This is a genomic window from Thauera sp. ZXT1-4 (assembly GCF_052598215.2).
On the sequence record NZ_JBQWSN020000025.1, the window covers coordinates 1 to 21,114 of the forward strand.

The window sequence follows — 21,114 nt, forward strand, 5'->3', positions numbered from 1 at the left end:
GCCTCGGCGACGATCTTCTGCAGTTCTTCGTCGGACAGCTCGAAGCTGGCCTTGTTTTCGTCCTGGCGGTTCATGTGCGCTGCCTCGAATCCATGCACTCAGGGACAAAAACGGCGGGGAGCCGGGGCCCGCCGCCGCTTCTGCTACAGGGTACGGCGCTCTGCCCCAGGGCGCCGCAAGGAGGAATTACATCCAGCCTTTTTCCTTGTAGTACTTCACCGCACCCTCGTGCAGCGGTGCGGACATGCCGTCCTTGATCATCTTCTGCGGTTCAAGGTTGGAAAAAGCCGGATGCAGCTTCTTGAAGTCCTCGAAGTTCTCGAACACGGCCTTGACCATGGTGTAAACCGCGTCCGGGGATACCTTGGCAGAGGTCACGATGCTCGCAACCACGCCGAAGGTCTGGGTCGACTCGGGATTGCCGGCATACATGCCACCCGGGATGGTGGCCGGGGCGAAGTAGGGGTACTGGGCGAGGATCTTGTCTACGCCTTCGCCGGCGACGTTCACCAGCTTGGCGCCGCAGGTGGTGGTCGGATCCTGGATGTTGGCGGCCGGGTGGCCGACGACGTAGGCGAAGCCGTCGATCTTGTTGTCGCACAGGGCTGCGCCGTGCTCGTCGGGTTTGAGCTCGGAGGCAAGCGAGAAATCGGAGAAGCTCATGCCCATGGCCGGCAGCAGCACCTCGAGTGTGGCGCGCTGGCCCGAGCCCGGATTGCCGATGTTGAAGCGCTTGCCCTTGAAGTCTTCCATCTTGGTGATGTTGGCTTCCTTGCGCGCGAGCACGGTCAGCGGCTCGCCATGAAGCGAGAACACGGAGCGCAGGTCGGCGAAGGCCCCGCTGTCCTTGAACTGGACTTCGCCGTTCAGGGCGTTGTACTGGATATCGGACTGCGAGACGCCGAAGTCGAGCTCGCCTGCCTTGATGGTGTTGACGTTGTATACCGAACCGCCGGTGCTTTCGACCGAGCAGCGGAAGCCGTGCTGGGCACGGTCCTTGTTGATCAGGCGGCAGATTGCGCCGCCGGCGGCGTAATACACGCCGGTCACGCCCCCGGTGCCGATGGTGACGAACTTCTGCTGGGCGTGCGCAGGCGCTGCCCCAAGGGTGCCGACAAGTGCGAAGGCGGCTGCCAGGGCGGTCAGTTTCTTCATGAAGCTCTCCTGTGAGTGAATTGACGAGCCGGCGATCGGCTCGGGGCCATGGCGACACATGCGCCGCGGGTTCGTTGGGGCGAAGCATCCCACAAAACGTGCGATGCGGGCACTCGGGGTTTCCCGAAGAGGGGGTGGTGTCGCGCTAGAATCGGTGCATGAACGGAAACAACGATATGGGGCCCACGGCCGCTGGTGCCGGGGCTCGGGCGTGCCCGACGAGTCTTGTTGGGCTGATTGACGCGGCGGGGACGCAGCATGCGTATGCGGGCACATCGGCGCGCATCGTGTCGCTGGTACCATCGCTCACGGAACTGTTGTTCGATCTTGGGCTGGGCGATCAACTGGTAGGGCGGACGGGGTTCTGCGTGCATCCTCGTGATGCGGTGCGTACCGTCCCCAAGGTTGGTGGCACCAAGGACGTCCGGATCGAGCGCGTGCGCGCGCTTTCGCCGACACATGTGCTGGTCAACATGGACGAGAATCGGCGCGAGACGGTCGAAGAACTCGCAGCCTTCGTGCCGAACATCATCGTTACCCATCCCGGTACGCCACTCGACAATCTGGCGCTCTTCCATCTGCTTGGCGGCGTCTTCGGGGCTGAGCGGGCGGCCCTGCAGCTCGGCGAGGATCTGCGTGCGGCGCTGGCCGAGGCGTCGGCGTTGCGCACGGAGGTGCCGGATGAAGCGGTGCTGTACCTGATCTGGCGTGAGCCGTGGATGACCGTCGCGCGTGATACCTACATCGCCGCGACCCTTGCCGCGGTCGGCTGGCATACGCTGCCGGAAGTGGCGGGTGGGGAGACGGGTGCCGCGCGCTACCCAGCCTTCACCTGGGACGCGCCGTGGCTGCTTGGGGTCGAGCGCGTGCTGCTGTCCACCGAGCCCTATCGTTTCCGTGACGCACATATCGGCGAGGTGGCGGGTCTGGCCGGGCGGCCGGCGGCGCTGGTGGACGGCGAGATGGTGTCCTGGTACGGCAGCCGTGCGGCCAGGGGGGTGCGCTGGCTCTGCGCACTGCGCCGCAGCCTTGCGGTGGGCGCCTGAGCGTAGTCTGCCTGCCAGCGATAAGGGTGATTGCGACCGGGCGCTTGCGACAGGGGCGCCTGCATTCAGGGCGCCTACCTCGGCGCCGGGGCAGGTTCAGGCGCCTGCTGCGGCGGTGACCGTCTGCTGGAAGCGTTCCGGCGTTTCGACAGCGAAGTACGGTCGGATGGCCACGTGGCGACGCAGGCGGAGCAGCGCCTTGTCGCGTGTCAGCAGGTGTTTGGCCTGGCTTGCCCAGGCGATTTCGAGGAACTTCTGGTCGTCTGCGTCACTGCAGCGCGGCAAAGGTCTCGCCATCGCGTCGGCGACGTCTCGCGTTTCTGTGGCGAGCGTGACGCGGGCGCAGTATGCGGCGAGGAGGCTTGCCTGTGCTGCTTCGCCCTGAGCGAACTGGCGGTAGGCGAGCACGCGCCGCAACTCCTCCAGCGCATCTTCACGGCTGAACAAACGGCAATTTGCGGCCTCGATCCAGTCGCGCAGCCCGCGGAGCGCCGGGTCGCGGAACATCCATAGGGCGAGCACGGCATTGGTGTCGAGCACAAGGCCCGGCGGCGGTGCCGCAACAAGGGCGTCAGGCGAGAGCAGAGGGGTGGGAGGCGCGGTCACGTCCGGGAGCGTGGAGGGGCGGGGTAGTCAGGGGGCGCGAGGCAGGGTAACGCGCACCGGTAAACGGAAAAACGGGGAGGGTTGCCCCTCCCCGCTTCAGTGCTGCGATTCTCAGCTTGCGGCCGTGGCGTCGATGCGAATCTTGACGAAGCTTCCCGGTGCATCCTCTAGCGCCTTCAGCTTTCCGCTGGCGGGGTCGCGTGCGTCGACCTGCTCGTTGTCGTGCGCAGTGACCCAGGCCTGCCAGTCGGTCCACCACGACCCCGGATGTTGCTGGCTGCCCTCGAGCCAAGCGTCAGCTGTTTCCGGCAGTTTGGCGGTGGGGTTGAGCCAGTAGCCGTACTTGTTCGCGGCGGGCGGGTTGACGATGCCGGCGATGTGGCCGGAGCCGCCGAGCACGAAGCGGGTCGGGCCGCCGAAGCGACGGGCGCCCATATAGGTGCTCTTCCACGGTGCGATGTGGTCTTCGATCGTGGAGATGAAGTAGCACGGCACCTTGATCTTGCCGAGGTCGATCGGGGTGCCGTCGATCTCGATGCCGCCCGGCTCGATGAGGCGGTTTTCCATGTACATCTTGCGCAGGTAGAAACTGTGCATGGTGGCGGGCATGCGGGTGGAGTCCGAGTTCCAGTACAGCAGGTCGAACGGGAACGGGTCCTTGCCCATCAGGTAGTTGTTCACCACGAAGGACCAGATCAGGTCGTTGGCCCGCAGCATGTTGAAGGTGCCGGCCATCTCCGAGCCTTCCAGATAGCCGCGCTCGAACATCTTCTTCTCGAGGCTGGTGACCTGGCCTTCGTCGATGAACACGCCGAGTTCGCCCGGATCGGTGAAGTCGGTCATGGTGGTGAAGAAGGTGGCCGAGGCGATGCGCTTCTGCCGTTTCGCCGCCAGATAGGCGAGCGATGTGGCGAGCAGCGTGCCGCCCAGGCAATAGCCCGCGGCATTGACCTCCTTTTCGCCGGTTTGCTGCTCGATCGCGTCGAGGGCGGCGATGATGCCTTCCTTGACGTAGGCGTCGAAGCTCTTCGCGGCCAGGCGCTCGTCCGGGTTCACCCAGGAGATCACGAACACCGTGTGGCCCTGGTCGACAGCCCACTTGATGTACGAATTCTTTTCGCGCAGGTCGAGGATGTAGAACTTGTTGATCCAGGGCGGAACGATCAGCAGCGGCTTCTTGAGCGCCTTTTCGGTGCTCGGGGTGTATTGCAGCAGCTGCATCATCTCGGTCTGGAACACCACCTTGCCCGGCGTGGTGGCGACATTCTTGCCCAGCTCGAAGGCCGTGGTGTCGGTCATCCTGACGCGCAGGTTGCCGCCGCCGTCCTCGACGTCGCGCAGCAGGTTGTTGAGACCCTTGAGCAGATTCTGGCCGTGGCTCTTGACGGTCTCGCGGAAGACCTCGGGGTTGGTCATCGCGAAGTTGGATGGCGACAGGGCGTCGATGTACTGGCGGGTGTAGAAGGTGACCTTCTTCTGCGTCTGTTCGTCGAGGCCGTCGACACCGCTGACGGTGTCGTGAATGTGGCGTGCGGCGATGAGATAGGACTGCTTGATGAAGTCGAACAGGAAGTGCTCTTCCCATTCCTCGTCCTTGAAGCGCTTGTCGGTTTTCTCGGGCGTGGCGATCGGGGTGGCGTTGAGGCCGGCCACGCGCATCATCGATTGTTGCCAGAGCGAGAAGTAGTCCCAGACCAGGTTCATCTGTGCCTGGGCGAGCTTGTAGGGGTTGGCCAGCAGCTTGGCCATCATGTCCATGAAGGCCTGTGCGATGCCGAGCTCGTCGGCTGGTGCCGAGACGCCCTTCTTGAGCTGGCGGTGCACGTGTTCGTTGATCAGGTGCGAGGCGCGGCGGGCGACTTCAGCGTAGGTCTTGGCGACTTCCTGCGGGTCGGGCAGGTCGCACTTGGGGGTCTCGTTGGTGGGTGCAGCCATCTCGTACGGGCTCCTGTTGCTGGCGGGGCGGGGTTATCGGTTAAGAGTGAAGTTAGGGGTGAAACGAATCAGTCCGTCCGCTTCGATCCGTCTCGAGAGCGCTCCCTGAGTCTCGAGATGGTTGAGGTGGGCAATGGCCTCCCCCATGGCGAACATGACCTGATGGGTGTCCAGCTCGCGGGGAAACAGCGTCGACAGCAATTCCGCTGCAGTCTTCGGCGTGCCGCAGGCGGCCAGCAGAAGCTCGCAGCGTTCGCGATGGTGTGCGGCCAGCTGCTCCACCCGGGCCTGGATACCCTTGAATGGTTTGCCGTGCGATGGTAGCACGAGCGTATCGGCCGGCAAGGTGCACAATTCCCTCAATGACTTGAGGAACCAGCCCAGTGGATCGTCATGCGGGGTGGCGGCATAGACGCTGACGTTGGTGGAGATGCGCGGCAGCAGCATGTCGCCCGAAATGAGCACGCCGAGCTCGGCGCAATACAGGCTCGCATGTTCGGGTGCGTGGCCGTGGCCGATGATCACCCGCCATTCGTGTGCCCCGATGCGCAGGCTGTCGTCGGCGAAGAGGCGGTGAAAGCTCGCAGGCAGCGCGGGTGCGCCATGGCGGTAGGCATTGCCGCGGCGGGACAGCGCGTCGTGCCGCGCATCCCGGAGGCCATGGCTGGCGAACTGCGCGAGCATGTCCGTGACGCAATAGCCGGGCAGTTGATGCCAGATCGCTTGCGCGGCCAGAAACTCGCCCTGGGTCATCTCGATGCGGGCGCCGTCGCGCGCGGCCAGCCAGCTCGCCAGGCCGATGTGGTCGGGGTGGTGGTGGGTGACGACCACACGCCGCACCGGTCGTCCGTCCGCGGCCAGCACGGCGTCCCATGCTGCACGGGTATCGTCGAGGGCATAGCCGCAGTCGATCACGGCGAGGCTGTCGCCGTCGTCCAGCAGCCAGAGGTTGATGTGGTCGAGCGCGAACGGCAGGCGCATGCGCAGCCAGCGTACGCCCGGTGCGACGGGGATGGTTTCACCCGAGGCAGGCAGGGTATCGAAGGGAAAGGCGAGTGCGGGGCCGGTGTTCTCGATCATGGGGGTGTCCTGTGTCGATGTCGGGGATGGTGCGCGCATTGGGCGTGCTGGGGCGCAGCCGATGCGGTCCGGTCGTGGAGCTCGATTGCCCAATTGACTGGAATCTGATTAACTTCGGATCGATTTTTCTTTAATCGGCTAGCAAAACAAGGCACTGCAGCGCATTGTCCGCATGGGCCTGCGGGTTGCGCCGACCGAGCATGGTCAACGAACAAACCTACACGATCACCGAGCTTGCGCGCGAATTCGGCATTACGCCTCGTGCAATCCGCTTTTACGAAGACCAGGGGCTGCTCACACCAGCCAGGGCCGGGCGTGCCCGCGTCTATACCAAGGCCGATCGTACCCGACTGAAGCTTACCTTGCGTGGCAAGCGGCTGGGGCTTTCGCTGGCCGAGATCCGCGAGTTGCTGGGCATGTACGGTGGCGTACAGGATTCCGTGCCGCAACTCGAACGATTTCTGCGCGTGCTGGCCGAGCGGCGTGCGTCGCTCGAGCAGCAGCGCCGCGACATCGAAGCGGTCCTGGAGGAGATCGACATGATCGAGCGCCAGTGCCAGGCTCTGCTTGGCGACAACGCGGAAGGCGCTGCAGCGGCCAAGGCGGAGCTGGCGCGCTGCATCGATCGGGTCGGGACGGCCTGATCGGGTCAGGTTGGCTCCATTGGTGTGAAGTGTGATTTACGTTGACGTAAACGTTAAAACAAAGAAAATACCGATACAAGAAGGAGACGAACGATGCGAGCAGAGATGCAGCCATTCCAGCCACGTGACCCTGCCTACGCAGAGCGGGTCCGGTCGAGCTTCGCCCTTCAGCACGCGATGACCCTGATCGGCGCACAACTGGTGGTGGTCGAACCGGGCTACACCGAAATCCATCTGCCGCATCGTGCGGAGATCACCCAGCAGCACGGCTTCATTCATGGCGGGGTTGTTGGCATGATCGCTGACTCGGCCGCGGGGTATGCGGCCAACACGCTGACCCCGCCCGACACCAGCGTGCTTACCGTGGAGTACAAGCTCAACCTGGTCGCGCCTGCCGACGGCCAGCGCCTGGTTGCGCGGGGCGAGGTCATCAAGCCCGGACGCACCCTGATCATCACCCACGCGGAGGTTTTCGCGGTGCGTGACGAGAAGTGGACCCTGTGCGCCGTGATGCAGCAGACGATCATGGCCATGCACGGCCGCAAGGAGCGTGACGCATGATGTGCCCAGTCTGCAGATGCGCAGGCCCGTATCTGAATCCTGGTTCCTGGGGGGCGTGAGCGATGCCTTCGCGCCTTTGTGTTCTCACCGCTGCGGACGCTACCGAACTCGGACATGTGCGCGGGTTCTTCCGCCAATACGCGGCCTGGCTCGGCGTGGATCTGAGCTATCAGGGCTTTGCCGATGAGGTTGCGAACCTGCCCGGTGCCTACGGCGAGGCAGATGGCCGTCTGTTCTACGCCGAGGTCGATGGCAAGCCCGCCGGCTGCGTGGGCATCCGCCGCTTCTCCGAAGGTGTGTGCGAGATGAAGCGGCTCTACGTCGATCCAGCCTTTCGCGGCCTGGGCGTCGGGCGCAAGTTGGCCCTCGCTGCGATCAAGGCCGCGCACCTGCTCGGCTACCGCCGCATCCTGCTCGATACCGTCCCGGCGATGCGGATCGCGGTGAAGCTTTACCGTGAGCTTGGCTTCAAGGAAGTGCCTGCCTACTACCCCTCTCCGGTGGAGGGGACGATCTTCCTGACCCTCGACCTGGAGAACTGGTCGGAGGACGAGGTCAACAACGAGAACCTGTTCCATCTCTTCGACTACAACCAGGCGTGGTCGCGCCAGATGCAGCAGATCGACCCTGGCTTCTTCGGCAAGCTGGCGCAGCTGCAGGCGCCTGAGTATCTGTGGATCGGTTGCTCTGACTCCCGCGTACCTGCCAACCAGATCGTCGGCCTGTTGCCGGGCGAGGTCTTCGTCCACCGCAACATCGCCAACGTCGTTGTGCACACAGACCTCAACGCATTGGCGGTAATTCAGTACGCGGTCGATGTGCTCAAGGTGAAGCACATCATGGTGGTTGGCCACTATGGCTGCGGCGGTGTAAAGGCAGCACTCGAACGTACTCGGGTCGGGCTGACCGACCTGTGGCTGCGCCATGTGCAGGATGTGCATGTACGCCACCTGCAGGCGGTTGACACGCTGCCACCCGAGCGTCGTCACGCTCGCTTGTGCGAACTCAATGTCATTGAGCAGGTGGCCAACGTCGCGCAGACCGTGGTCGTGCAGGACGCCTGGCAGCGCGGCCAGCGGCTGACCGTGCATGGCTGGATCTATGGCCTCAAGGATGGCCGTATCCATGACCTGGGACTCAACGTCAGCCGTCCCGACGACCTCTTGCCGCGCTATGCCGCGGCCCTCGAAGCGCTCGGTGATTGAGCGCCAACCTCTTACGCATTCAACAGGAGAACTGCATGTCCGATCCCGTCGTCATCGTTTCCGTCGCCCGTACCCCGCTGGGCGGCTTCCAGGGCGAGTTGTCCAGCCTGACCACACCGCAACTCGGCGCCATCGCCATCCAGGCGGCGGTCGAGCGCGCCGGCCTCAAGGCCGAGCAGGTCGAAGAAGTCATCATGGGTTGCGTGCTGCCCGCCGGTCTGGGCCAGGCGCCCGCCCGCCAGGCCGCGCTCGGCGCCGGCCTGCCGCTGTCGGCCGGCTGCACCACCATCAACAAGGTGTGCGGCTCGGGCATGAAGGCCACCATGCTCGCCCACGACCTGATCCTGGCAGGCAGCAACGAGGTGATGGTCGCCGGCGGCATGGAATCCATGTCCAACGCGCCCTACCTGCTGCCCAAGGCGCGCGGCGGCTATCGCCTCGGTCACGGCCAGATGTTCGATCACATGTTCCTCGACGGCCTGGAAGACAGCTACTCCAAGGAGAACAAGGGCCGCCTGATGGGCACCTTCGCCGAGGAGTGCGCCAGCCACTTCAGCTTCAGCCGCCAGGCGCAGGACGAGTTCGCCATCGCCTCGACCACGCGCGCGCAGGCCGCGATCAACAACGGCGACTTCACCTGGGAGATGGTGCCGGTCACCGTGTCCGGCCGCAAGGGCGACGTTGTCGTCGACAAGGACGAGCAGCCGCTGAAGGCGCAGATCGACAAGATCCCGGGCCTGAAGCCTGCGTTCAAGAAGGACGGTACAGTCACGCCGGCCAACTCGAGCTCGATCTCGGACGGTGCCGCGGCGCTGGTGCTGATGCGCAAGTCCACCGCCGACAAGCTGGGCCTCAAGCCGGTCGCGACCATCGTCGGCCACGCCACCCATGCGCAGGCGCCAGCCTGGTTCACGACGGCTCCGGTGGGTGCGATGCAGAAGGTGCTGGCCAAGGCCGGCTGGTCGACCGACGACGTCGATCTGTGGGAGATCAACGAGGCCTTCGCGGTCGTCACCATGGCGGCGATGCACGAAATGAAGCTGTCGCACGACAAGGTCAACGTCAATGGCGGTGCCTGCGCGCTGGGCCATCCGATCGGCGCCTCGGGCGCGCGCATCCTGGTCTCGCTGATCGGCGCGCTGCGCAAGCGCGGCCTCAAGCGTGGCGTGGCCAGCCTGTGCATCGGCGGTGGCGAGGCGACGGCGATGGCGATCGAGGTCGATGCCGCGGTGGGCTGCGGCGGTTAAGGGGGCGCAACATGATTCTGACTCAGGAACAGGAACTCATCCGCGACTCGATGCGCGCCTTCGCGCAGGAGCGCCTGGCCCCCTTCGCCGCCGAATGGGACCGCAACCACACCTTCCCGCGCGAGGCGCTGAACGAGCTTGCCGAACTCGGTGCGCTCGGCATGGTGGTGCCCGAGGAGTGGGGCGGGGCCGGCATGGACTACATGAGCCTGGTGCTGACGCTGGAAGAGATCGCCGCCGGCGACGGTGCCACGTCGACCATCGTCAGCGTGCAGAACTCGCTGCCCTGCGGGATCATCAACCGCTTCGGCACCGATGCCCAGAAGGAAACCTGGCTGAAGCCGCTCGCCCGTGGCGAGAAGCTCGGCTGCTTCTGCCTCACCGAGCCGCACGTGGGCTCGGATGCGTCGGCCATCCGCACTTCCGCGGTGCGCGAAGGCAACGAGTGGGTGCTGAACGGCGTCAAGCAGTTCATCACCACCGGCAAGCACGCCGATGTCGCCATCGTGTTCGCGGTGACCGACAAGGCCGCCGGCAAGAAGGGCATCACCTGCTTCCTGGTGCCGGCGAACGCACCGGGCTACCAGGTTGGCCGCATCGAGGAGAAGATGGGCCAGAAGGCGTCCGACACCACCCAGATCCTGTTCGAGAACTGCCGCATCCCGGCCGACTCGGTGATCGGTGCGGAAGGCGAAGGTTACCGGATCGCGCTGTCCAACCTCGAAGCCGGCCGTATCGGCATCGCGGCGCAATGCCTGGGCATGGCGCGCGCCGCGCTGGAAGCGGCGGTGAAATACGCGCAGGAGCGCGAGAGCTTCGGCAAGCCGATCTTCGAGCATCAGGCGGTGAACTTCCGCCTCGCTGACATGGCGACTCAACTGGAGGCCGCGCGCCAGCTCGTGTGGCACGCCGCCAGCCTCAAGGATGCCGGCCGTCCGTGCCTGAAGGAGGCTTCGATGGCCAAGCTGTTCGCCTCCGAGATGGCCGAGCGCGTGTGCTCGGACGCCATCCAGGTGCACGGCGGCTATGGCTACGTCACCGACTTCCCGGTCGAGCGCATCTACCGAGACGTGCGCGTGTGCCAGATCTACGAAGGCGCCAGCGACATCCAGAAGCTGGTGATCGGCCGCGCGCTGGCGGGCTGACCGGCTCCGTAGCCATGGCGTTGTGTGGGTCTCGCTCATGCGGCTGCCCCTTGCTTTCAGGCAGGGCGGCCGCATGGTGCGGGCCCGCACCGGCGCCGCAGTGTGTTATAGAGAGGGCACCACTCCTCACCGCGTACAAGGACGCCCCTCATGAGTAGCTCTCGAGACTACGCCGTCGTCTTCGGCACCGAAGACCTCCTGAAAAGCTTGTGCGACTCGGTCGCAAAGGTACTGGCAGTCGCGACGCAGAGCGAAATCCGCTACTCGGGAATGGTCCAGCGCATCTCCAAGACCTGCCTGAAGCCCGACATCGGCTGCTTCGTGCTGTTCGATGGCGGATTCTCCGGTCTGGTGGTCATCAACTTCTCTGCCCAGGCTGCGATGGAGCTGTATCAGAAGTACCTGCTCAGCATGGGGATGTCGAAAAGCGATCTCGCTGCGTCGCACACCGCCGATGAGGTCAGCAACGTCATGGGCGAACTGATGAACCAGATCGTCGGCGATTTCACCGGCAAGGTCGGTCGTGAGCTTCAGACGCACATCACGCAGAATCAGCCCAAGATGCTGGTCCTCAACAAGCAGGTCATTCTCAGCGTCGACACCAAGCTCGACAACCCTGAGGCGCGGCGAGTGACCTTCTACACCGGCGAACACAACATCTTCTACCTCGAGCTTGCGGTCGATCGTACCGAGTTCATCAAGCTCAATGATTTCGACGCCAATGAGGTACTCGACCCGGATGCTTTGCTCGAGCAGAACTCGAACGGTGCAGCCGGTGGCAAGGTTCACGGCACCCAAGAGGGTGGGGATCACGACGAGCTCCTGAAGTCGCTCGGCATGTAGGGCACCTCGGGCCGGGGCGCGCCGGGCGCAGGCTTCGCAGCACGCACAGCCGAACCGCCGGGCCGAACTCTGCCAGGCGCCCTCGGATTTACTCCCCGCCGTGCACCTCAGCGAACTTGCGCTCCATCTCGCGCCGCATCGCGCGGCGCACCTCGGCTTCGCGGAAGCGCCGGCGTTCGTCCGGCGTGCGGGGCTCCAGCGGTGGCACCCTCGTTGGCCGGCCTCCATCGTCGACCGCGATCATGGTGAAGAAGCAGCTATTGACGTGGCGTACGACCTTGGCGCGGATGTCTTCTGCGACAACCTTGATGCCCACCTCCATCGAGGAGTTGCCAGTGTGGTTGACCGAGGCGAGGAAGGTGACGAGTTCGCCGACCTGAATGGGCTGGCGGAACATCACCTGGTCGACGCTGAGTGTGACGACATAGTGGCCGGCGTAGCGGGCAGCACAGGCGTAGGCGACCTGGTCGAGCAGCTTGAGGATGGCGCCCCCATGGACCTTGCCCGAGAAGTTTGCGGTATCGGGCGTCATCAGGACGGTCATGGTGAGCTGGTGGGCGGGCAGGTCCATTGTGGTGTCTCGGGTTGATCCAGAAAGGTGCGACCCAGGCCGTGCCGGTCTCCGGCCTGGCACGGCAGTGTCGCCCCCGGCGAGGCGGGGCGCAAGGCTGGAACGCAGGCTTCAAGTGGGTGTTCGTGGTGTTGGAGACGCTGGAGTTGGTGATGGAGCACAATGTGCTCGTGAAGCGCAACGAGGTGACCCAATCCCCGCTGGGGGCTAGGGTGCCGGGCCAGCGTCTGTCCGGTACACGCTTGGCGCCACCCCCGTCCACTCCCGGAACGCGCGCGCAAAGCTCTTCTCGCTGTCGAAGCCGATCGCTGCCGCGACCTGCTTTACCGACTTCCGTGTCTGCAGCAACAGCCTGATCGCGTGCTCGCGCCGCACCTCGTTCTTCAGCTTCTGCAGGGACACGCCTTCTTCCTTCAGCTGCCGGTGCAGGGTGCGCACTGAAGTATTGAGCTGGGCGGCGACGTCCTCGGCGGTGTGGGCCGCGGCGGGGGCGGCGGCGAGGAGTTGGGCGACGCTGTGCACCAGCAGGCGGTCGCGGCGATACTGCCGCACGGTCAGTGGCAGGGCGCGTTGCAGCATGGCCTGCAGCGCCTTCTCGTCGCGGCGCACGGGGAGCGCCAGGTAGCGTGCGTCGAAGCAGATCGATGCGGGTTCTGCGGCGAAGCGTGCGGGGCCAGCGAAGAGATAGGCGTAGGCGTCGGCATGGCCCGGGGCCGGGAAGGGGAAGGTGGCCTCGGTGAGCGCGATGCGCGAGTCGACCAGCCAGCAAGCGTAGCCGAGCAGGTAGCGCAGCGTGCTGACGAGGCAGAACTCGCGCAGCTCACCGAGTTCTGTGTTTTCGCTGACACGGATCGTGGCGAGTCCCCCGCGCTGCGTAAGTGTGAAGACGATGTCTTCTGTGAGCAGGCGGTGGTGCCGGCACCAGCGCTTGAGGGCTACTTCCAGCGTCGGCGCGGTGAGCGAGGCGCGGCACAGCATGCCGTAGCTGCCCCAGGGGAGCCGGCGCGAGAACCAGCCCAGGGCCTCGTCATCGAGCGCCTGCATCGCCACCCCCGAGAGCAGCTCCATCTGCGCGGCGGTGACGCGCGCGGCGGAGTCGTCCAGCAAGGCGGCTGAGATCTGCGCCTGCGCGAGCGCGCTGGCCGGATCCATGCCCCGGCTACGATACCCGGTGACGATCGCGCGAATGAAGGCGATCGGTGTGGCGGCGCGGCCGCGGGTGAGTTCCGCAGGCGAGGGGGCGAGTATGTTCATGTGCCGCAATGCTAGCTGGCGTGGCACGAATTGCAACCATGATGGCACTCGTGGACCGCGGTGCGCCGCTAATCTCGGTCCATCCTCGGGCATGCGCCGTCCATAATGGATTTGCGCAAGACGCCCACCGCGCCAGGACAACCTCGAGAAGGAGACACCCCATGAACGTGCCCAGCCTGAACTTCAACCTCGGCGAGACCATCGACGCGCTGCGCGACACGCTGCAGGCTTTCTGCGCCGCGGAGATCGCACCGCGCGCGGCGGAGATCGACCGCGTCAACGAGTTCCCCGCCGACCTGTGGAAGAAGCTCGGTGACCTTGGCGTGCATGGCATGACGGTGAGCGAGGAGTACGGCGGCACCGACATGGGCTACCTGGCCCACATCGTCGCGATGGAAGAAATCTCGCGTGCCTCGGCGTCGGTCGGCCTGTCCTACGGCGCGCACTCCAACCTGTGCATCAACCAGATCCGCCGCAACGGCACCGAGGCGCAGAAGCAGAAGTACCTGCCCAAGCTGATCTCGGGCGAGCACGTCGGTGCGCTGGCGATGTCCGAGCCCAACGCCGGTTCCGACGTGGTGTCGATGAAGCTGCGTGCCGACCGCAAGGGCGATCGTTTCGTCCTCAACGGCGCCAAGATGTGGATCACCAACGGCGGCGATGCCGACACCCTGGTGGTCTATGCCAAGACCGACGTCAATGCCGGCCCCAAGGGCATCACCGCCTTCATCATCGAGAAGGGCATGAAGGGCTTCAGCTGCGGCACCCACCTCGACAAGCTGGGCATGCGCGGCTCCAACACCTATCCGCTGTTCTTCGACGACGTCGAGGTGCCGCTTGAGAACGTGCTCGGCGGTGAGGCCAACATCGGCCGCGGCGTGCAGGTGCTGATGTCGGGCCTGGACTATGAGCGCGCGGTGCTGTCGGGCGGCCCGCTCGGCATCATGGCGGCGTGCATGGACGCGGTCGTGCCCTACATGCACGAGCGCAAGCAGTTCGACACCCCGATCGGCGAGTTCCAGCTCATGCAGGGCAAGATCGCCGACATGTACTCCACCTGGAGCGCCTGCCGCGCCTATGCCTACGCAGTGGGGCAGGCCTGCGACCGCGCCGACCACGCGCGCACGCTGCGCAAGGACGCTGCCGGCGTGATCCTCTACACCGCCGAGAAGGCCACCTGGATGGCGGGCGAGGCGATCCAGGCGCTGGGCGGCGTGGGTTACACCAACGAGTATTCGGTGGGTCGCCTGTGGCGTGACGCCAAGCTGTACGAGATCGGCGCCGGCACCAGCGAGATCCGTCGCATGCTGATCGGCCGCGAGCTGTTCTCCGAGACGCGCTGAGTCTCCGACGGAGAGGAAACATGGCCGAGCCGATCGACTTCTATTTCGACTTCTCCTCGCCTTACGGTTACTTCATGGCGGAGAAGATCGACGCGCTGGCGGCCGCCCACGGCCGCAGCGTGCGCTGGCGTCCCTTTCTGCTGGGGGCGGTGTACAAGGTGACAGGCGAGGTTCCGCTGCCATCGAAGCCGCTCAAGGGCGACTACTCGAAGCATGATTTCGAGCGCTCGGCCCGTTTTCTCGGCCTGTCGTGCCGCATTCCCGAGGCCTTCCCGATCGGCACCCAGATCGCGGCGCGCGCCTTCTACTGGCTCGACGAGCGTGACCCGGTCGCAGCACGCGCCTTTGCGCTGGCCGCCTACCGTGCCTATTTCGGCGAGGGGTGCGACATCTCGCAGGAGACGGCGGTGCTCGACCTCGCCGCGGCCCACGGTGCCGACCGTGCCGGGTTGGCCGAGGCGCTTGCCGGCGAAGCCGTCCGCAACCGGCTGAAGGATGAGTGTGCCCAGGCTATCGCGCGCGGCGTGTTCGGTTCGCCCTTCGTCATCATCGATGGCGAGCCTTTCTGGGGCGTGGACCGCATCCCGCAGATCGAACGCTGGTTGCAGACGGGCGGGTTCTGACATTGGAGGTGCCGTGCCGGCTGGTTAGCGCGGGGCGGGCCTGAATCAAGTAACGGCCGGACTGCGGGGGCGACCGAGATCCGCCACGCGGGACGAGATACGAGGACGAGGGGACATGAGCACGATCAAATCTGCCATCAACACGCGCAGCGAGGACTTCCAGGCCAACGCGGCCAGCCTGCGCACCCAGGTCGAGGACCTTCGCGCCAAGGCGGCGCAGGTCAGCCTTGGCGGCGGCGAGTCGGCCCGCGCCAAGCACACCGCCCGCGGCAAGCTGCTGCCGCGCGACCGCGTCGGCCATCTGCTCGATCCGGGCACGCCTTTCCTTGAAGTCGGCCAGATGGCGGCCTACGGCATGTACGACGACGAAGCGCCGAGCGCGGGTGTCATCACCGGCATCGGCCGCGTGCAGGGCGTCGAATGCATGATCGTGGCCAACGACGCCACGGTGAAGGGCGGCACCTACTACCCGATGACGGTCAAGAAGCACCTGCGCGCGCAGGAGATCGCCGAGCAGAACAACCTGCCCTGCATCTACCTGGTCGACTCGGGCGGCGCCTTCCTGCCCAAGCAGGACGAGGTCTTCCCCGACCGCGACCACTTTGGCCGCATCTTCTACAACCAGGCCAACATGTCGGCCAAGGGCATTCCGCAGATCGCGGTGGTGATGGGCTCGTGCACCGCGGGCGGCGCCTACGTGCCGGCGATGTCGGACGAGACCGTCATCGTCAAGAACCAGGGCACCATCTTCCTCGGCGGTCCGCCGCTGGTGAAGGCGGCGACCGGCGAGGTGGTGAGCGCCGAGGATCTCGGCGGCGGCGACGTGCATACGCGCCTGTCGGGCGTGGCCGACCACCTGGCCGAGAACGACGCCCACGCGCTCTACATCGCGCGCCGCATCGTCTCCAACCTCAACCGGACCAAGCCGATCAACCTCGCGCTCGGGCAGGGCGAGGAGCCGCTGTACGACCCGGAAGAGATCTACGGCATCATCCCCAGCGACACCCGCAAGCCCTTCGACGTGCGCGAGATCATCGCGCGCGTGGTCGATGGCTCGCGCTTCGACGAATTCAAGGCGCGCTACGGCACCACGCTGGTGTGCGGCTTCGCCCAGCTCCACGGCTACCCGGTGGGCATCGTCGCCAACAACGGCATCCTGTTCGGCGAGTCGGCGCAGAAGGGCGCGCACTTCATCGAGCTGTGCGGCCAGCGCGGCATTCCGCTGCTGTTCCTGCAGAACATCACCGGCTTCATGGTCGGCCGCAAGTACGAGAACGGCGGTATCGCCAAGGACGGCGCCAAGATGGTGACGGCCGTGGCCACCGTGCAGGTGCCGAAGATCACCATGCTCATCGGCGGCTCCTTCGGCGCCGGCAACTACGGCATGTGCGGCCGCGCCTACTCGCCGCGCTTCCTGTGGATGTGGCCGAATTCGCGTATCAGCGTGATGGGCGGCGAACAGGCGGCGAGCGTGCTGTCCACCGTGCGCCGCGACGGCATCGAGGCCAAGGGCGGCAGCTGGAGCAAGGAAGAGGAAGAGGCCTTCAAGGCGCCGATCCGCGACCAGTACGAGTTCCAGGGCCATCCCTACTACGCCACCGCGCGCATGTGGGACGACGGCGTCGTCGATCCGGCGCAGTCGCGGCGCATCCTCGGCCTCTCGCTGTCGGCGGCGCTCAACGCGCCGATCCAGCCGACGAAGTTCGGCGTGTTCCGGATGTAAGGGGGCCAGACATGAGCTACGAGACCCTGGAAATCGTCCGTGAAGCCGGTGTGGCGACGATCTGGATGAACCGTCCGGACGTGCACAACGCCTTCAACGCGCAGCTGATCGCCGATCTCACCGCCGCCTGCATCGTGCTCGATGCCGACGACACGGTGCGCGCGGTGGTGCTGGCCGGGCGGGGCAAGAGCTTCTCCGCCGGCGCCGATCTCAACTGGATGAAGGCCGCCGGCGAGGCGAGCGAGGCGGAGAACTTCGCCGACGCGATGAAGCTTGCCGGCATGCTGCGCACCCTGGCCGAGATGAAGAAGCCCACCATCGGACGTGTGCATGGCGCGGCACTGGGCGGCGGCATGGGGCTGGCGAGCGCCTGCGACATCTGTATCGCCTCCGACCGCGCGGTGTTCGCGACCTCCGAGGTCAAGTTCGGGATCATCCCCTCGGCGATCAGCCCCTACGTGATCCGCGCCATCGGCGAGCGCCAGGCCTACCGCTACTTCCAGACCGCCGAGCGCATCAATGCGGCGCGTGCGGCCGCGCTGGGACTGGCGCACGAGGCGGTGGCCACCGATGAGCTGGACGCCAAGGTCAAGGAAGTGGTCGAGGCGCTGCTGCAGGGCGGCCCGAAGTCGCAGGCCGCGGCCAAGGATCTGATCCGCGCGGTGGCTAACCGGCCGGTGAGCGACGCGGTGGTGGAAGACACTGCGCGCCGCATCGCGAGTCTGCGCGTGACGCCCGAGGCCAAGGAGGGCCTCGCCGCCTTCCTCGACAAGCGCCCGGCGGCGTGGATCACCTAGTGGGCGACGGTGGGCGTGCTTCGCCGAAGGCATGCCCACCCGTATCGATTAAGCGCCTGTTTGCCGTGGGAGCGGGCTTGCCCGCGAATCGTCCTGACGGCCCGCCTGAAGAACACAAGGTTTGGAGACACCATGTTTGACAAGATCCTGATCGCAAATCGCGGGGAAATCGCCTGCCGCGTCATCAAGACCGCCCGCCGCATGGGCATCAAGACCGTCGCGGTGTATTCCGAGGCTGACGCCAAGGTCCGCCACGTGCGCCTGGCCGACGAGGCCGTGCTGATCGGCCCGGCGGCGGCGCGCGAGTCCTATCTGGTGATCGACAAGATCATCGCCGCGGCCAAGGCCACCGGCGCCCAGGCCATCCACCCCGGCTACGGCTTCCTGTCCGAGAACGAGGACTTCTGCCACGCCTGCGAGCGCGAAGGCATCGTCTTCATCGGCCCGCCGGTGTCGGCGATCCGCGCCATGGGCTCGAAGTCCGAGGCCAAGAAGCTGATGGAAGCGGCCGGCGTGCCGCTGACCCCCGGTTACCATGGCGACGACCAGAATCCCGCGTATCTGCACCAGCAGGCCGACGCCATCGGCTACCCGGTACTGATCAAGGCCGCGGCCGGCGGCGGTGGCAAGGGCATGCGCCTGGTCGAGAAGTCGGAGGACTTCATCGACCTGCTCGCCTCCTGCAAGCGCGAGGCGATCTCCAGCTTCGGTGACGACCACGTGCTGGTCGAGAAGTACATCACCAAGCCGCGCCATATCGAGATCCAGGTCTTCGGCGACACCCACGGCAACGTGGTGTATCTGTTCGAGCGCGACTGCTCGGTGCAGCGCCGCCACCAGAAAGTGTTGGAGGAAGCGCCCGCGCCCGGCATGACGCCTGAGCGCCGTGCGGCGATGGGCAAGGCTGCGGTCGATGCGGCCAAGGCAGTGGGCTACGTCGGCGCCGGCACGGTGGAGTTCATCGCGAGTGAAAGCTTCACGCAGGACGGCTCCTTCTACTTCATGGAGATGAACACCCGCCTGCAGGTCGAGCACCCGGTCACCGAGATGATCACCGGGCTCGACCTGGTGGAGTGGCAGCTGCGCGTCGCCTCGGGCGAGAAGCTGCCTCTGGAGCAGGAGCAGTTGCAGATCCGCGGCCATGCGCTCGAAGCGCGCATCTACGCCGAGGACCCGGCCAAGGGCTTCCTGCCCTCCACCGGCAAGCTGGTCCATCTGGCGCCGCCGGCCGAGTCGCTGCACGTGCGGGTCGACACCGGGGTCGAGGAGGGCGACGAGATCAGCCCGCACTACGACCCGATGATCGCCAAGCTGATCGTGTGGGACGTCAACCGCGACCGCGCGTTGGCGCGCATGCTGCAGGCGCTGGCCGACTACCGCGTGGTGGGCGTGGCCAACAACATCGAGTTCCTGTCGCGCCTGACCGCCTGCCCGGCGTTCTCCGGCGCCGACCTCGACACCGGCCTGATCGAGCGCGAGAAGGCCTACCTCTTCCCGGCCGAGGAAGGCGTGCCCGACGAGGTGCTGCAGATCGCCGCGCTTGCCGAGCTGTTGCGTGAGGCGGCGCTCGCCGACAAGCGCGCCCAGCGCACGGCGGACGCCCGCTCGCCCTGGCATGCGCGCGACGGCTGGCGCATGAACGCCACCGCGCGCCGCACGCTGTTGTTCCGCCACGGCGAGACCGACCGCACGGTCGAGGTCGCCTACCTGCCCGGCGGGTACCGGCTGACGATCGATGGCCGCAGCGTGGAGGCGCGCGGCGAGCTCAACCCGCGTGGCCTGCTGCGCGTGGAGCTCGACGGCACCCGCATGGACGCCACCGTGATCGCCGCTGCGGGTCGCCGCCATGTCTTCGCCAAGGGCCGTGCCTGGCAACTCGCCGCGGTCGACCCGCTGCACCACGGCGGCGAGGGCGGCGGTGCCGAAGGCGGCCTGCTGGCGCCGATGCCGGGCAAGGTCATCGCGCTGGTCGCCGCCGAAGGCGCCAAGGTGGAGAAGGGTGCGCCGCTGCTGATCCTCGAGGCGATGAAGATGGAGCACACCATCACCGCGCCGTCCGCCGGCACGGTCAAGGCCTTCCGTTTCGGCGTGGGCGACCAGGTGGGCGACGGGGCCGAGCTGGTGGAGTTCGAAGTCGCCGCCTGAGGGAGCTGCCAACCACGAACGAACACCTTGTTAGGGCGCGGACCCGAGGGGGCGACGCGGTCGCGAGAGCCGGCGCGCCCTGCATCGAGCGCCTCGTGCGCGCGTTCCGGTCTGTCGCCGTGGATGAACGATGGAGGGGGAGCCGAAAAGGCGGCTCAGTTGCTGAGGATATCGTCGCAATCGTCGCAGGCGAAGTGCCATTCATTCGGGCCGCAGCGAATGAGGCCGGTTGCCGCCGCGGTGATGCGCCAATCGCAGAGTTCTCCATCTGCGAGCAGGGTGCCCTCGACGAAGCACGGGGCCGCCGGGTAATTGTCGGCGATTTGGCGGGGGCTCAGTGCGTGGGCGCGGCTGAAGAAGATCGCGGCTTCCGTGTGAGTGAGGGCGACATCGGCTGTGGTGCAGTCGAGCGGAGCGGCGGAACGGAAATCCTTGATGAAGACCTCGTCAAGATGCTGAGGGGGGGGCGAATGGGGGGGGAGCCTGGAGCAGCCCAGAAGCGATGTCACGAGCAGGGTACCCAAGGCGAGCCGAATCACCATTTGGCACTCGCCGCTTCGCCAGGGTTTTTGTAAGAGACTTGGGGGTGGCGGAACGTGTCGTCGGAACCGATGGTGAACGTTTGGTACAACAGGTTGAGCAGCCAGCGTAGAGAACTGCTCTGCGTGGAGGAGACGGCTTCGTAGGTGGTGTCGTTGATGTGGCGGCCGACAAGCTCGATTCCGAGCGAGTCGCTGTTCACCGGAAAGCGATCCGGATATTTCTTCGTGCGCTCGATCTTGTCGATCTCCTTCACTCGGGCGGCCCAACGTAGGGCTTTCGCTTTCGCCAGTTCGGCATCTGCGCACGAGAATGGCTTGATTTCAAGGCAGCGCGACTTGATCAAACGGCCGACGTGGTAGCAACGCTTGTGTGCGCTTGCCGTCTGATAGATCCGACCATCAGTGTCAATCAGAAAGTGGGCGCCGTTGCTGCCGGACTGGTAGGCGTTAAACGTGGCCTCCGCGGTACTGGAGTCGGTTTGGTGGAGGACGATGGCTTTGATTGCATCGAGCTTGCCATGCTCTATGGTGTGAAAGCGGCGATGGCGGATGCTGGGGGAGACGAACATCCCCTCGGAGTTCAAGGTCGTCATGCTCGTATGGCTTCATACAAAGGTGAGGCAGAATAGAACAAATGAATAAATTCTGC

At 65.7% G+C, this 21,114-nt stretch carries 20 protein-coding genes; 12 read left to right on the top strand and 8 right to left on the bottom strand.

The genetic code is table 11. From position 1 onward, the window contains the following. Positions 1-186: 186 nt before the first annotated feature. Positions 187-1,155: a TAXI family TRAP transporter solute-binding subunit gene (locus ACUH78_RS15260; RefSeq protein ID WP_418365323.1), complete on the bottom strand. Its 969-nt coding sequence runs from the start codon at positions 1,153-1,155 to the stop codon at positions 187-189. A gap of 176 nt (positions 1,156-1,331) precedes the next feature. On the opposite strand from ACUH78_RS15260, the gene ACUH78_RS15265 reads away from it, so the two are divergent. Continuing rightward, positions 1,332-2,201: a helical backbone metal receptor gene (locus ACUH78_RS15265; protein WP_510497571.1), complete on the top strand. Its 870-nt coding sequence runs from the start codon at positions 1,332-1,334 to the stop codon at positions 2,199-2,201. A gap of 96 nt (positions 2,202-2,297) precedes the next feature. On the opposite strand, the gene ACUH78_RS15270 is transcribed toward ACUH78_RS15265, so the two are convergent. From ACUH78_RS15270 to ACUH78_RS15280, 3 genes are all read right to left on the bottom strand, one after another. Then, a complete protein-coding gene (locus ACUH78_RS15270) occupies positions 2,298-2,807 on the bottom strand; it encodes a putative toxin-antitoxin system toxin component, PIN family (protein ID WP_418365325.1) in 510 nt (169 codons plus the stop codon). A gap of 111 nt (positions 2,808-2,918) precedes the next feature. Beyond that, positions 2,919-4,742, bottom strand: a complete 1,824-nt coding sequence (gene phaC / locus ACUH78_RS15275) for a class I poly(R)-hydroxyalkanoic acid synthase (RefSeq protein WP_418365326.1) — start codon at positions 4,740-4,742, stop codon at positions 2,919-2,921. Between the two features lie 33 nt (positions 4,743-4,775). Further along, positions 4,776-5,822, bottom strand: coding sequence for an MBL fold metallo-hydrolase (locus ACUH78_RS15280; RefSeq protein ID WP_418365327.1), 1,047 nt, complete (start codon positions 5,820-5,822; stop codon positions 4,776-4,778). A 200-nt stretch (positions 5,823-6,022) separates the two neighbouring features. On the opposite strand from ACUH78_RS15280, the gene ACUH78_RS15285 reads away from it, so the two are divergent. The 6 genes from ACUH78_RS15285 (at position 6,023) to ACUH78_RS15310 (ending at position 11,467) form a co-directional block, all read left to right on the top strand. Then, positions 6,023-6,466 (top strand): MerR family transcriptional regulator, encoded by a 444-nt coding sequence (locus ACUH78_RS15285; protein ID WP_418365328.1) that lies wholly within the window; start codon positions 6,023-6,025, stop codon positions 6,464-6,466. Positions 6,467-6,559: 93 nt separating this feature from the next. Continuing rightward, positions 6,560-7,027, top strand: coding sequence for a PaaI family thioesterase (locus tag ACUH78_RS15290; RefSeq protein ID WP_418365329.1), 468 nt, complete (start codon positions 6,560-6,562; stop codon positions 7,025-7,027). Between the two features lie 62 nt (positions 7,028-7,089). Then, positions 7,090-8,232 (top strand): carbonate dehydratase, encoded by a 1,143-nt coding sequence (can, locus tag ACUH78_RS15295; protein ID WP_445333937.1) that lies wholly within the window; start codon positions 7,090-7,092, stop codon positions 8,230-8,232. Between the two features lie 35 nt (positions 8,233-8,267). Further along, entirely contained in the window at positions 8,268-9,479 is a 1,212-nt protein-coding gene (locus tag ACUH78_RS15300; RefSeq protein WP_445333936.1) for an acetyl-CoA C-acetyltransferase, read from the top strand. 11 nt (positions 9,480-9,490) lie between these two features. Then, positions 9,491-10,624 carry an acyl-CoA dehydrogenase gene (locus ACUH78_RS15305; protein ID WP_445333935.1) on the top strand — a complete coding sequence of 378 codons (1,134 nt, stop codon included), beginning with the start codon at positions 9,491-9,493 and terminating at the stop codon, positions 10,622-10,624. Positions 10,625-10,774: 150 nt separating this feature from the next. Further along, the gene (locus ACUH78_RS15310) at positions 10,775-11,467 is read left to right on the top strand and encodes a DUF3334 family protein (protein WP_445333934.1); all 693 of its coding nucleotides are present in this window, start codon (positions 10,775-10,777) and stop codon (positions 11,465-11,467) included. Between the two features lie 88 nt (positions 11,468-11,555). Here ACUH78_RS15310 and ACUH78_RS15315 read toward each other — a convergent pair whose 3' ends face one another. Then, positions 11,556-12,038 carry an acyl-CoA thioesterase gene (locus tag ACUH78_RS15315; protein WP_418365333.1) on the bottom strand — a complete coding sequence of 161 codons (483 nt, stop codon included), beginning with the start codon at positions 12,036-12,038 and terminating at the stop codon, positions 11,556-11,558. A 207-nt stretch (positions 12,039-12,245) separates the two neighbouring features. Further along, positions 12,246-13,292, bottom strand: coding sequence for an AraC family transcriptional regulator (locus ACUH78_RS15320; RefSeq protein ID WP_445333933.1), 1,047 nt, complete (start codon positions 13,290-13,292; stop codon positions 12,246-12,248). Positions 13,293-13,453: 161 nt separating this feature from the next. Between ACUH78_RS15320 and ACUH78_RS15325 the strand changes: the two genes are divergently transcribed. The 5 genes from ACUH78_RS15325 (at position 13,454) to ACUH78_RS15345 (ending at position 19,923) form a co-directional block, all read left to right on the top strand. After that, positions 13,454-14,635, top strand: coding sequence for an isovaleryl-CoA dehydrogenase (locus tag ACUH78_RS15325; RefSeq protein ID WP_445333932.1), 1,182 nt, complete (start codon positions 13,454-13,456; stop codon positions 14,633-14,635). A gap of 20 nt (positions 14,636-14,655) precedes the next feature. After that, positions 14,656-15,258: a 2-hydroxychromene-2-carboxylate isomerase gene (locus ACUH78_RS15330; protein ID WP_445333931.1), complete on the top strand. Its 603-nt coding sequence runs from the start codon at positions 14,656-14,658 to the stop codon at positions 15,256-15,258. Between the two features lie 115 nt (positions 15,259-15,373). Further along, complete coding sequence (locus ACUH78_RS15335; RefSeq protein ID WP_445333930.1) at positions 15,374-16,981, top strand: carboxyl transferase domain-containing protein; 1,608 nt, start codon at positions 15,374-15,376, stop codon at positions 16,979-16,981. Positions 16,982-16,992: 11 nt separating this feature from the next. Beyond that, entirely contained in the window at positions 16,993-17,778 is a 786-nt protein-coding gene (locus ACUH78_RS15340) for an enoyl-CoA hydratase/isomerase family protein (RefSeq protein ID WP_445333929.1), read from the top strand. A 132-nt stretch (positions 17,779-17,910) separates the two neighbouring features. Next, positions 17,911-19,923: an acetyl/propionyl/methylcrotonyl-CoA carboxylase subunit alpha gene (locus tag ACUH78_RS15345; RefSeq protein WP_445333928.1), complete on the top strand. Its 2,013-nt coding sequence runs from the start codon at positions 17,911-17,913 to the stop codon at positions 19,921-19,923. 155 nt (positions 19,924-20,078) lie between these two features. On the opposite strand, the gene ACUH78_RS15350 is transcribed toward ACUH78_RS15345, so the two are convergent. Both ACUH78_RS15350 and ACUH78_RS15355 read right to left on the bottom strand, forming a co-directional pair. Further along, positions 20,079-20,465: a hypothetical protein gene (locus ACUH78_RS15350; protein ID WP_445333927.1), complete on the bottom strand. Its 387-nt coding sequence runs from the start codon at positions 20,463-20,465 to the stop codon at positions 20,079-20,081. After that, on the bottom strand, positions 20,459-21,058 hold the full coding sequence (locus tag ACUH78_RS15355) for a peptidoglycan recognition protein family protein (protein WP_445333926.1): 600 nt from the start codon (positions 21,056-21,058) through the stop codon (positions 20,459-20,461). The genes ACUH78_RS15350 and ACUH78_RS15355 overlap by 7 nt, the downstream gene beginning before the upstream one ends. Between the last annotated feature and the right edge of the window lie 56 nt (positions 21,059-21,114).